Genomic DNA, 12,155 nt, shown 5'->3' with positions numbered 1-12,155 from the left:
GTTGTGGTCTTTGGCGGTCGGCTGAGATCAAATGATCCCGCCATTGGCGCGCAATATCTGGCCGTTGATCCAGGAGCCGTCTGGCCCCGCCAGGAAGGCGACGGCGTTGGCGATGTCTTCGGGCTGGCCGAGACGTTCAAGCGGCGCCAGCTTCGCGAGGCGGTCGATCAGCTCCTGCGGTTTGCCGTCGAGGAAGAGCTTCGTGGCGGTCGGTCCGGGGGCGATCGCGTTGACGGTGATGTTCCGGCCCCGCAATTCCCTCGCGAGAATGGGAGTCATGGCCTCGACCGCGGCCTTGGTGCCGGCATAGACGCCATAGGTAGGCTGCAGCAGCCCCACGACACTTGAGGAGAAGTTGACGATCCGACCACCGTCGCGCAGGCGCTTGGCCGCTTCGCGCAGCGTGTTGAACGTGCCCTTCAGGTTGATCGCGATCTGGCGATCGAACAGCGCATCATCACTCTCAGCGATCGTCGCCAGATTCATGATGCCGGCATTGTTGATCAGCACGTCAACGCCGCCGAAAGCGGTCTCGGCGGAATCGAACATGCGGCGTACGGCTTGTGCGTCTGAAATATCGGCCTGCGCAGTAACCGCCCGCCCGCCGCCCGCCGCTTCGATCCTGGCGACCACCGCATCCGCCGAGGCGGCGTTGCCGGCATAGTTCACCACCACGGTGAAGCCGTCCTTGCCGAGGCGTTCGGCGACGGCCGCGCCGATGCCGCCCGAGGCGCCGGTCACGATGGCAACCTTCTGTGTCTGATTGGTCATTGTCTGTCTCCTTCTGTGGGTGTCGTTGTGGCTCCTGATGACAGACAGATGCACCTTTCGCTTATGCAGATAATCATGCATTATCCGGCATCACTATCCGACAGGTCGTATTATGGATCGTTTCGACGCCATGCGCGTCTTCACTCGCATCGTCGAACGCAGGAGCTTTACCAAAGCTGCCGATGACCTCAGTCTGCCGCGTTCATCCGTGACAGACGCCGTGCAAGGGCTGGAGGCGCGGCTCGGTGTGCGGCTGTTGCAGCGGACCACCCGTCAGGTCAGCCCCACACTGGATGGCGAGGCCTATTACCAACGATGCGTCAGCCTTATCGCTGACCTGGAGGATGCCGAGGGCGCTTTCGTCGGCGCTAAGCCGTCAGGCCTCATCCGCGTGGACGTGCATGGCACGCAAGCGCGGCACTTCCTGTTGCCCGGTCTGCCGCGCTTTCGCGAAATGTACCCCGACATCCGCCTGCATTTCAGCGAGGCGCATCAGCCCGTGGACCTGATCCGGGAAGGGTTCGACTGCATCCTGAGAGCGGGCGAGCTGGCCGACAGCGCGCTAATCAGGCGGCGGCTGGCTATTCTGGAGCGGGGCACCTTTGCCAGTCCGGACTATCTTAAGCGGCTGGGCACGCCGAACACACCCGACGACCTTAATGGCCATGAAATGATCGGGCTGCTTGCGCCCGACACGACCGAGGTCGTCCCTCTCGCTTTCCTTGTGAAAGGAAAAGTGAACCGCATCACGCTGCCTGCCATGATGACGGTGACCGGCCCGGAGACGAACGTTGCCGCCGCCGGTCTTGGCCTTGGGCTCATTCAGGTGCCGCGCTATCGTGTAGTCTCGGAGCTGGCGAGCGGCGCGCTTATCGAAGTCTTAGCCAACTTCCCACCGACGCCCTTGCCAGTTCACGCGCTTTATTCGCACAAGCACCAGCTGTCGCCGCGGCTGCGAGTGTTCATCGACTGGGTGGCGGAGCAATTCCGCGACAAGACTGCACCGAAAATATGATACCTTCCCCAAGGGCGCAGACGATGCTCCGATTGTTTGCAATTATCGGTCGATTCGTGAATGGCAACCTGGGCACCAGACGCAGCCTAGTCGTCACTGCCGCCAACGATCTGCCCGGTGGGACGCCCGCGGGCTCGCGCATTGGCGGCCACTATCGCGCAGATTCATAGCGGCGTTAGAGGGCTATAGAGTAGACAAAGTTCTCATCTTCATCCCGCACGGCCCGCCGCGAAGTGGCCTTATGTCAAGTTTTCCGCTGATAGCGCGCATTGTGCTGCGGACACCGGGAGTCCGAATAGGGTCAAAGGCGTGAATTTGAGACGACATCACGGTCTCAATCAGCGCGGATAGAGATTTCAGTTTCGAACGGAAACGGGAAGCTGAAATAGCTGGCGGATTGTCGGTGCAATGAAAGAATCAGCCCAGCGAGCTTTCAGCCACGTCCAGGCGAAAAAGACGGAATTCGGCATTTGCGCGCGGTTTCGACATTTCGAAAATACACGTCGAGGTAATCGACCTCCGTGGCAATCGAGTCGAGGCTGAGGTTGCTGCCGCTCGCGCAGGCGATCGTTCCGCAAAACAAGTGAAAGAAGCGCGCCTCCCCTAGCTTTGCGGCGGGGATAACCCATCAGTTCACTCTTTGTTCTTTTCCGAAAACGCTTGGCGAGATATAGTCTGGGGTGTCCTAAAATAGATTCCTCAGGGAGCAGCGCGCAGATGACCATCCAGCCCACCAATACCATGCTGCAGGGGGACAGGATTCTCAATGAACCGACCATCAGCTGCCCAAGCTGCAAGACGGAAATCAAGCTCAATGAGTCGCTCGCCGCCCCTTTGATTGCCGCCACGCGTGAAGAATACGAAATGCGCCTGGCGCAGAACAAGGCATCGATGGCTGCCAGAGAAGAGGAGCTTAAGCGCCAGCAGGCCGAGATCGCCGCCGCCAAAGAGGACATCGGCAACCAGGTGGCTGAGCAAATCAAGCTTGAGCGTGCCGGAATCGCGATCGAGGAGGCCCGCAAGGCAAAACTGCTGCTGTCGGTAGACCTGGAGGATAAGGATAAAAAGCTGGCTGAGCTGGAGGCGACGTTGAAGGCGCGTGACGAAAAGCTCACCGAGGCCCAGCAGCAACAGGCGGAATTCCTGAAAAAGCAGCGTGCGCTTGACGACGAAAAGCGCGAGATGGCGCTGATCATCGAAAGGAAGATCCAGGAAGGACTGGACGCCGTTCGAGTCAAGGCGAGGTCGGAAGCCGAAGACGGCCTTAAAATGAAGGTTGCGGAGAAAGAAGAACAGATCGCCGGCATGCAGCGTCAGATTGAGGAGCTGAAGCGTCGTGCGGAACAGGGTTCCCAGCAGCTTCAGGGTGAAGTGCTGGAGCTCGAGCTGGAAGCCCTCATTGCCAGCCGGTTCCCGATGGACATCATTGAACCGGTTGCCAAGGGTGAGTTCGGCGGAGATGTCCTGCACCGCGTGGTCGGACCGGCCGGCCAGCCATGCGGCGCCATTTTATGGGAATCGAAACGCACCAAGAACTGGAGCCAGGGTTGGCTGGGGAAGCTCAGGGCGGATCAACGGGCGGCGAAAGCGGATATCGCGCTTATGATCTCCGAAGCTCTGCCTCCCGGTGTGGAAACCTTCGATCTTCTGGACGGCGTCTATGTCGCCCATCCCAAATGCGCGATGCCGATCGCAATCATGCTCCGGCAATCCCTTATCGAGCTGGCGAACTCCCGCCTCGCCCAGGACGGCCAAGCTACCAAAATGGAGCAGGTCTATGGCTATCTGACCGGTCCGCGGTTCCGCCATCGCGTCGAGGCCATCGTCGAAAAGTTCTCTGATATGCAGGAGGACCTGGCCAAGGAACGCAAGGCCTCAACACGCCTGTGGGCCAAGCGGGAGGCTCAAATACAAGTCGTAATCGAATCGACCGTCGGGATGTACGGCGATTTGCAAGGCATCGCTGGAAAGGTGATGCAAGAGATTGAGTGCTTGGAGGTCCTGGCTATTGAAGCATCTCCGCCCGGTGCCGGATAGGCAATCGGTATGCAGCTCAACAGGAAAACGATTGGGCAATCTGGAGCGGCTTCCCCAGACGTAACCATCGAACTTCTTCAGATGGCGTAAGCAAAAGAAGTCCGCCGCACCTGAGGCAAACATCGTCGGCCGATCGCTGTGGCCGACGTCTATAAGGCGGTCTCGCAGCAAATCCGGGAGATCTTCGCCGAGCACACGCCGCTGATCGAACCGCTTTCGCTGGACGAGGCCTATCTCGACGTGACCGAAAACATGCGCGGGATGGCCTCGGCGACCGAGATCGCCGAGGCGATCCGGGCGACGATCAGGGCGAAGACCGGCCTTACCGCCTCAGCCGGTGTCAGCTACAACAAGTTCCTCGCCAAGATGGCCTCCGATCAGGGCAAGCCTGATGGGCTATTCGTTATCACGCCGAAGATGCGGCCGAGCTTCGTCGAAGTGCTGCCGGTGAAGAAATTCCACGGCATCGGTCCTGCCACCAATTCGAAGATGGAACGGCTCGGAATCCGCACCGGCGCCGATCTGCGGGCGCAGACATTGCCGTTCCTGCAGGGACATTTCGGCAAGGCCGGACCGTATTATTACTGGATAGCGCGTGGCATCGACGAGCGACCGGTGCAGCCTGATCGCGTGCGCAAGTCCGTAGGAGCGGAGGATACGTTTGCGCGGGATCTGTTCACGATAGCAGAGGCACGCGAAGGGTTGCGTCCGCTCATAGAAAAGGTGTGGCGGTATTGCGAACACAACGAAATCTCTGGGCGCGCGGTGACGCTCAAGGTCAAGTATGCCGATTTCCGCCAGATTACGCGGCGTCGCACCAGTGAAACCGACCCGCGAGATCGCCAAGGATCTTGGCCTATCAGACGTGGCGATCAGAAACTGTTCGCGCGCCTGCAGGTGCCGAAGCCTCCGCGCGGCTATTGAGCCCGCGTACAGGCTGGGCAGACATTGCGCCGCCCACCGCTGGCCGCTTTCCGAGAGGAGCTTGAAACCAGACGCCTGGAGGCTGCGCGCGAACGAGCAGCGGAATCTCTCTCGAAACTGCAACGGGAGTTCTATTTGGCGGCCCTGACCGATCTGTCCGGCCGCGGTATCGATGTCCGCGCGGCACAACCTCGGGGAAGCAGGCTGCCAGACCTCGACGCGGACCTCGCGGCTCAGATCCTTCTCCTCATCCAGGGTCGCGCCCAGGACTGGTCCTGGAAGGTAGGATAGCCACACGCTGGGGAACCTCCGTCCAGAGCAGTGCGGCGAGGCTCGTGGAACGGCTGCTACCATTGGCGCGAGCGCAGCTGCTGCTGTTCGAAACCGAAGGTACGCGGCACTCCTACGTTGCGAACGGGCCTGTCATTTTCGTGCGTCTGACAGCGCAACTGCAGGAGCGGATCGCGATGCTTGCCAGAATGGTGCGGGACCAAAAGCTCCAGCATGTGGTCATGCCGTTGATTGCAGCCGATCATGCGTGGTCGGCGCATCATCTCCATGGGCCGGAGTCGCAGCTGTTTCTGGACAGCTGGCTGTGCGTTTCGGCAAGCGAGATCTGGGTCGAATGGAGCCGCAAGCCTTGGCGCGAGGAAGATCCGCCGGTGCGGTTCGCTACAGGTCCTATAGGCCTGCGCGCCGTCATGCCGATTGATTTCATGCCTGTCCGAGAGGCCGCTCTGCCGGCGGCGATTTCCGCTGCAACAGTCAAACCATATCACAAGCGCCTTCGCGCACTTCTGGAAGCCGAGCGGGTCATGAGATGATGAGCCGTGCCGCCTATGAGATGGAGCGGGAAGTTCCTGGCGAGATCCTGGCTGTGGCGGACCGGATCTGGTTTGGGGAAAAGAGGCCCTTTCAGACCGCGCGGGAGGCTTGGCGGTATGTTGAGGATGAACTGGAACGCTGGGAGAAGGAGCTCGAGGCCGGGCGATCTGATTTGGCCCGATCGATCCTCGGAATCAGGCCCGGAGACATCGTTGCGTCGCAGAGCCGCGGCGGGCTGTTGCGGCTTTCGGTCATCGGGATTTCGCTCTACCCCAGCGACGGGCATGTCACCTTCGTCGTCCAGGGGATTCGTTTTCGCAAGGACGGCACACTCGGCAAGTTGCACGAAACACTGACTTGTCATTCAAAGACGAAGGCAAGCGGAGGCAAGATAGGCAAAGGTGATTGGGCGCCGGTCAGGGAGGCAACCAACGATTTCGGCGGCACCCTCCAACATTCCGTCCATCCGGTCGGAAGCGCATGGTTCAGTTCAACGCTTCGACTATCAGTCGCAAACTACACATCACAAGGTAGTGGATATTCAACTCACTTGCAGATTACCCCACTGGTCACGCGGCGTCCAATATGTCCGACTCCGCCTCAAGTATTTCCACAGAATAGGGACAGCGATCGCGCGATCCGATCCCGATAGCCCTTGTTGTACCTTAGACCCGACTCGATGTTTTGGATTTCCTCAGCGGCTAGCCCGCACGCCACCGCCAAGTCCTCGATCGAATACCCAAGGTACTCACGATAAGCGCAAATGATATGGATCCCCTCCGACATAGCTGCCAAGACTGTCCCGGGAATGCGCGAATCCTTCATAGACACCTCCAAGAACAACAGGGATGCCTAACACAATCGGGAGATTTCCTCCCGACCTGGCGATCCCAGCAAATGAAATAAATGGACGTCGATTCGGCCGGATCGGCCTCGTCCATGGAAAAGGCCACCTGAATTGGCCGCCAGGTCGGAGTATGGCGGTTCACCTGGTTCTGATCAAGTCCAAGAGCCTGCCTGCCCTAAGATGGCCTGACCGGCTGTACCGCTCGCTTCCTGCGCGATCACCCGCGGTCCATCATAGCCGATGGACTTCTTGAACAGGAACTCGAACTCGCCCATGCCGCCGCGTCCAGTGGCTGTTCGAGGTACCGTCCACCGAGGCGGACGCTTTATTCCATTGCTGACCATTGTCCAAAAGCGCTGTTAACCAAATTTTCTCACCCGCCAATGCTTATTCGCGCGACTGAAGGGGTGAGGTGATCGATGTGTGATTCAAACATAAGCGCGTTTCCGCTGCATCGGCGGCGGAAGTTGGTCGAAGGGATCGCCCGGGTCCTAGAATCCAAGAACGGGGAGGACGCGAACGCCTTCTGGCGCAACACCGCTAAGGCAATTCTCGTTCAACTGTCCGAATCAGGAATTGCACCCGGGGTCGCCGAACAGGAAGTTGGAACGCTTCTTCATGCTGTCTTGGGCGATATCGCCACCCGCAGTGCTGCGAAACTTGCACAATAGCATCGGCTCACGACGAAGGATTGCCGCATAGAGACGCCCCGGGGCTCAGCAAGCGTAGCACCACTGCATCCGTCAAATGCAAGGTTTCTCAGTGCGGATGAAAAGATCACCGCGTTCGTCGAAATCATGCGCGCGGATGTGCTCTCGGGCGAGATACGGTTCCGCTTCGCCTGTCCGGCGGTCATCGACCAAATCGAGGTAGGCGATGCGGAAACCCGCATTCATGGAAGGCCGACGGACCTTTTCCACGAGCTGAACCGCAAAACCAAGCCGTTGAGTTCCACACTGCACTCTTATGTAACAGACCCAAGGTTGATTGACGATCCTGTCCCAGGTCCACGCGGTCCCGAACCGGCACAACGCGCCATGAACTGCCGTTCGGCGTAGGCGGCCCAATGGCGGAGTTGGCGCGAAGCCGACATTGGTAGCCGCGCATGGTGAGTCCTGCTCTCGATGCAACAAGTCCCGGATTGCGTTTGGGCGGCGGTTTGGGACGGTTCGCGTGTGTCACGCCGAATGACTGGCACAAAGAGGTATTTCACGGTGCGTTCGCGCGTCAGCAACAGCGCCTTCGACGTGTCCATATCGGGGTCGCGGCGGGTTCAGGTGTAGAGATTGAACTCGTCGCTAGTGCTCAGGATGATGCGAGGGCCGCCTTCGCTGACTTGCTCCCTGAGGCGGGCGACAGTAACCGCCGGGGTTGGGACTCGTCTGAGCATTGTAACCAGAAGCGATAGTCGTTTATTTCCTCTCACAGATGTAAGCGGTTGACAGATATTTAAGACCAACAGGAGGCCAGATAAATTCATATTGGTGTTTCAGATATTTGCATTCGGCCTCTGAAACCAACACCTTGGGAGGAAAGCCATTTTCATGATTGCCGGCTACTACGGTGCCGTCAAAATTTAACAGAAGGGTAATTAAAAGAAACTGTTCCATCGCTATCCCCTAATCTCCCTGACATGGTCAGGGCCGCAGAGTTTCGCGATGCGGGAATCCGCTTTTGCAGCCGTTTGCACTGCCAAAAGAAGAGCGAGCTCGATGATGAGCTTGGTGCGATTCATGTCGTCCTCCGTCCCATCCAGTGCTGCTGGGATCGCTTGGAAGCGACGGCCGAATGGGCTAGAGTTAGGAGGCGCGCCAGGTGGGTGAAATGTCCCGAACGGCCCCTGAAATTGACCTGAAATCTGCTGAAACGGTCAAGTTTCGCGGTTTTGTCTTCCTGACGAAAAGCAAAGAATTCCGAACCGTCGAAGGCAAAGCGATCAGTCTTCGCAGCCAGTCCGCCGAGGTGCTCTCCGTGCTCGCGGCGCGACCGGGCGAAATCGTGTCCAAGGATGCGCTGATGCAAGCGGTTTGGCCCGATACCTTCGTGACCGACGACAGCCTCACTCAATGCATTGCCGATATCCGCCGCGCCTTGGGGGACGACGCGCACGTCATCGTGGAAACCCTCCCCAAGAGAGGCTACCGGCTGAATGCCAATCCGTCGGACGCGGCGGACGCAAACGCCGCAGCCGGCACGAAACGTGCCAAGACACGATTCTCGCAGCGCGGCTTCATTCTTGCTGCAATCGTTCTCGCTGCGGCAGCGATCGGCGCATACTACGGCGCGGAAATATGGCGAGCCGCTCCAGTTCCTTCGAGCGACATGCCGAGGATTGCGATCCTTCCCTTCGACGACTTCAGTACCGGCGCGGATAAGGGATATCTCAGCGATGCCGTCGCCGAGGGGATCATCACCGAGCTTTCGCGGAGCAAGACTTATGCCGTCATCGCCCGAAACTCGAGCTTCAGGTACCGCGACCAGCCGGTCGACACCAGGAAGATCGGAGATGAACTCGGCGTCGACTACCTGCTCGAAGGCAGCCAGCAGAAGGTCGGAGATCGGCTGAAAGTGACCGCCCAGTTGCTGAATGCGCATGACGGATCGCATGTCTGGGCCAACACCTACAACCGGGAGATTGGCAATTTTTTCGTCATCCAGGAGGAAATCATCCGCACGCTTGCGGATCGGGTCGGGCAGAGAATCCAGCGCCCGCTGCCAAGGAGTGACGCCGCGCAGGTCAGCGCGCTGCGCTATTACCTGATGGGAAGGGCCGAGCTGATGGGAAGGGCCGAGATCAATTTCTCTGCCGCGGGGAACGATCTGCTAAGGCAGTTCAGCCTCAAGGCGATCGAAGCGGATCCGAACGCCCAGTTCGGCTATATCGGGATGGCCTGGTCCTATCGCCATGACGCGGTATTCTGGCACAAGCAGGAAAATAACCCCGACGAGGCGTTGAAGCGGGCCGCCGAATACGCCGATAAGGCTATTCTACTCGCTCCCGACGATTCCGAGGCGCATAACATCCGCGCCAGCATCCACACCGAAGCCGGCGAGATGGAGCAGGCCCTTGCCCGGTACGATCAGGCGATCGCCCTGAACCCCAGCGACTCGAATATCCTCGTCATGAGTGCAGGCGTGCTGCTGAATGTTGGCCGCACGGACGAAGCGATCGATCGGATCGAGCAGGCCAAGGGCATCGATCCTTTTTACCCTGACTGGTTCCACTGGCAGATGGGCTGGGCGCTCTACGAAAAGAACGATTGCGGGGCTGCGCTGACGGCGATGCGGAAAATGTCCAGAATCCCGAGCGGCGCACACCGAATGCTTGCGGGGATCCACGCTTGTCTGGGAAACAAGCGGGAAGCAAAGGAAGCACTTGCGGTTTTCCTCAAAGACTCGCCCGGCGACTCCATCAGCAAACAACGCAGGCAGTGGGAGAAGAACTACCTCGCCGCCGGGGCCCTCGAGCGCTGGATCGGACACATGCGGTTCGCGGGGTTGCCGGACTGAACGGCTGTCCGGTTGTGGCCCGGCAGAAGTCCGATAGGCCGAATAAAAACCGTTGAAGCCTTTGTGTTGTGGACGGTGGTTGCCCTCAAAGCAAGATCATCCTTCATAGGAATATTGGGTGCGGGAAAGTCGGCATTGGGGCCGACTTGCGCCACAGTACGCTCGCACCCCAACTTCTGGAACGGGTCATGGCCGTGAATTGACCCGGAGCGAGCGAGCTTCCGCTTAGGGTCGGTCTTTCGCGTTCCCTCAGAATCGCAAGAGCGTGGGGTGAGCGGTACTACATCGACCCGGCCAAACGCCATTCCAACCGCTGATCCGTCTCGACGGCTTTCGGCCGCGTCGGACGTTTCGCTAGGTCGCTTCGCCCGGCTTATGGAAGTTCGATCTCGCCGTCCACCACGTGGTTGAGGCCGGTGCCTTCCGCCGTCAGCGTCATGCGGACCTTCAGCTTCTTGCCGCCGATTTGCCCTTCGCGCACCGTCTCCTCGATCTTGCGCTGGGAGGTGACGCCGACTTCCTTCAGGAACTTGCGGATCGACATGTTGACGGCGTCTTCGCTCATGGCGAAACTCCTCTGTGTCCGGAAGGGATTGTAAGGGAAGGCAAGGGATCAAGGAAGCAGCACGGTGACCTACGGTTTTATTGAAATAGACCTCGAGCCGGGAGGAGACGTCGGGTCCTTAAACTTGATCGACCCCTGGCAGGAGGAGTGGAACCGATCGACGTCTTGCGCAGAAGGAGCACGATGACGGCCATCTCGGCCTTGATCTGACCGATCAGGAAAAGAGTGATCTGATCGAGTACCTCAAATCGATCTGATCAGCACTCGGCGCTTCTTTGGGTTCGATTGAGAGGAAAGATCATTAAAGAAGATCGTGGTGAGATAAATTGCGGGTCGGCACAACGTGAGCCAGGCCAAGCGCTGTGCTGGGCACACGCGCCTTACTGTAGCCGTTCCGAATCACGTTCTGTTCACTCTAGCTAATATAAGCTTTGTACCGAGTATTGACTGGGTGCGTAAAATTGTAAGTACCGGCGCCGGCCGCCTCGAGTTCATACCGCCTATGGAGCCCAAGCTGGTCGCAAAGCCGCCCGAGGGCGAACACTGGATTCACGAGATCAAGCTCGACGGCTACCGAACCCAGATCATCATAAAGAGCCCTGACGATATTCGCGCATTCAGCAGCAGCGGAGCGGACTGGACCAGGAAATACGCAGGCATCATCGAGGCGGCCCGGATTCTCGACGTAGAACGCGATCTTCGAGGGCGAGGCGGTCGTCACCGGCGCGAATGGCCTGCCCGATTTCGACGCACTGCAGAAAGCCGTCCACAGCGATCCGTACGCCACGATCCTCGGCGCCTTCGATATCATGCATCTCGACGGCCACGATCTGCGCGACATCGGATGCAAGGCGCGCCGGGAGCTTCTTTTCGGCATCATTAAGTCGAACAGCAGGATCCAGTTCAGCGAGGCGATACCTGGCGACCCCAAAGCCATCTTCTATCTCGCCGACAATGCGGGGCTAGAAGGGATTGTCTCCAAGCGCGCCGACAGCCCGTATCGAAGTGGCCCGACATCGAATTGGCTGAAGACGAAGAGCTTCACGGTCCAGGAATACGAACTGCTGGGCGTCGAGCGTGAGCCGGGCAAGGCGGCATTCGCCTTACTGGCCGAGCCAGGCACCGGGAAGTATGTCGGTTCGGCGTTCATCAGTCTGGGCCGCGACATGAAGGAACGGCTGTGAAAGCGGGTCAAGGAACATGCCGGCCCGCTCCGGGCGGCATCAAGAAGCGACCGGCGACGCAGTGGGTTGGGCCAGGCGTGAAGCTGCGATCAAGCACCTTCGTGGCGAACATAAGTATATACGCCATGCCTCGCTGCTTGGCTTCGGCGACGATCCGGAGCGTCCCGGAAAATAATGACGAGCCGCTTCGCTGCGGGTCAATCAAGTAACCGATACAATCCGCTGATTGATTAAATTCGTTGTCACGACGAGGCCAAGCGTTGCCTTCGATATCGGCTCTCAGTCCAACACGGAAGCAAGCGAACCTCAAATGCAGTCTGTCTCACAACACTGCGCTGGCTAAAGCCAAGTTCAATTCATCAGTCGCGTTGCAGAATTCGTTGTCAATAAGGCACTTGCGCCAGCAAGATAAATCGAGCCATTGCCGTTCATCTCGATCCGGTTGACCACAAAGATGCGAGGCTTACTGTCGGTCGA

General features: G+C 59.0%; 11 protein-coding genes and 2 pseudogenes. 8 read left to right on the top strand and 5 right to left on the bottom strand.

Annotation, left to right across the window (positions count from 1 at the left end; translation table 11 throughout):
• Positions 1 to 27: 27 nt before the first annotated feature.
• Positions 28 to 771 (bottom strand): SDR family oxidoreductase, encoded by a 744-nt coding sequence (locus NKI58_RS23485; protein WP_352625058.1) that lies wholly within the window; start codon positions 769 to 771, stop codon positions 28 to 30.
• Positions 772 to 883: 112 nt separating this feature from the next.
• Between NKI58_RS23485 and NKI58_RS23480 the strand changes: the two genes are divergently transcribed.
• From NKI58_RS23480 to NKI58_RS23460, 5 genes and pseudogenes are all read left to right on the top strand, one after another.
• Positions 884 to 1,786: a LysR family transcriptional regulator gene (locus tag NKI58_RS23480; protein ID WP_352625057.1), complete on the top strand. Its 903-nt coding sequence runs from the start codon at positions 884 to 886 to the stop codon at positions 1,784 to 1,786.
• A gap of 717 nt (positions 1,787 to 2,503) precedes the next feature.
• Complete coding sequence (locus tag NKI58_RS23475; protein WP_352625056.1) at positions 2,504 to 3,823, top strand: DUF2130 domain-containing protein; 1,320 nt, start codon at positions 2,504 to 2,506, stop codon at positions 3,821 to 3,823.
• Positions 3,824 to 3,967: 144 nt separating this feature from the next.
• Positions 3,968 to 4,747 (top strand): annotated as a pseudogene (gene dinB, locus NKI58_RS23470) (DNA polymerase IV); the annotation flags it as partial.
• Positions 4,748 to 5,082: 335 nt separating this feature from the next.
• Entirely contained in the window at positions 5,083 to 5,571 is a 489-nt protein-coding gene (locus NKI58_RS23465; protein WP_352625054.1) for a hypothetical protein, read from the top strand.
• Positions 5,568 to 6,224: a hypothetical protein gene (locus NKI58_RS23460; protein ID WP_352826105.1), complete on the top strand. Its 657-nt coding sequence runs from the start codon at positions 5,568 to 5,570 to the stop codon at positions 6,222 to 6,224. The genes NKI58_RS23465 and NKI58_RS23460 overlap by 4 nt, the downstream gene beginning before the upstream one ends.
• A 16-nt stretch (positions 6,225 to 6,240) precedes the next feature.
• On the opposite strand, the pseudogene NKI58_RS35595 reads toward NKI58_RS23460, so the two are convergent.
• Positions 6,241 to 6,358 (bottom strand): annotated as a pseudogene (locus NKI58_RS35595) (XRE family transcriptional regulator); the annotation flags it as partial.
• Positions 6,359 to 6,571: 213 nt separating this feature from the next.
• Entirely contained in the window at positions 6,572 to 6,694 is a 123-nt protein-coding gene (locus NKI58_RS23455) for a hypothetical protein (protein WP_352625052.1), read from the bottom strand.
• A gap of 144 nt (positions 6,695 to 6,838) precedes the next feature.
• On the opposite strand from NKI58_RS23455, the gene NKI58_RS23450 reads away from it, so the two are divergent.
• Positions 6,839 to 7,090 (top strand): DUF6074 family protein, encoded by a 252-nt coding sequence (locus NKI58_RS23450; protein ID WP_352449758.1) that lies wholly within the window; start codon positions 6,839 to 6,841, stop codon positions 7,088 to 7,090.
• Between the two features lie 941 nt (positions 7,091 to 8,031).
• On the opposite strand, the gene NKI58_RS23445 is transcribed toward NKI58_RS23450, so the two are convergent.
• Positions 8,032 to 8,154 (bottom strand): hypothetical protein, encoded by a 123-nt coding sequence (locus tag NKI58_RS23445; protein ID WP_352625049.1) that lies wholly within the window; start codon positions 8,152 to 8,154, stop codon positions 8,032 to 8,034.
• Positions 8,155 to 8,243: 89 nt separating this feature from the next.
• Here NKI58_RS23445 and NKI58_RS23440 point away from each other — a divergent pair, with 89 nt between their 5' ends.
• Positions 8,244 to 9,929 (top strand): winged helix-turn-helix domain-containing tetratricopeptide repeat protein, encoded by a 1,686-nt coding sequence (locus NKI58_RS23440; RefSeq protein ID WP_352708595.1) that lies wholly within the window; start codon positions 8,244 to 8,246, stop codon positions 9,927 to 9,929.
• Between the two features lie 373 nt (positions 9,930 to 10,302).
• Here the strand turns inward: NKI58_RS23440 and NKI58_RS23435 are convergent, their stop codons facing one another.
• Positions 10,303 to 10,494: a DUF6494 family protein gene (locus tag NKI58_RS23435; RefSeq protein WP_023679340.1), complete on the bottom strand. Its 192-nt coding sequence runs from the start codon at positions 10,492 to 10,494 to the stop codon at positions 10,303 to 10,305.
• A 695-nt stretch (positions 10,495 to 11,189) separates the two neighbouring features.
• On the opposite strand from NKI58_RS23435, the gene NKI58_RS23430 reads away from it, so the two are divergent.
• Entirely contained in the window at positions 11,190 to 11,678 is a 489-nt protein-coding gene (locus NKI58_RS23430; RefSeq protein ID WP_352625070.1) for an ATP-dependent DNA ligase, read from the top strand.
• Positions 11,679 to 12,155 lie beyond the last annotated feature (477 nt).

It is taken from the genome of Mesorhizobium sp. M0522 (assembly GCF_040321085.1).
Taxonomy (GTDB): Bacteria; Pseudomonadota; Alphaproteobacteria; order Rhizobiales; family Rhizobiaceae; genus Mesorhizobium.
Note: the sequence above shows the minus strand (reverse complement) of the source record. Positions and strands in the feature narration are given on the sequence as shown.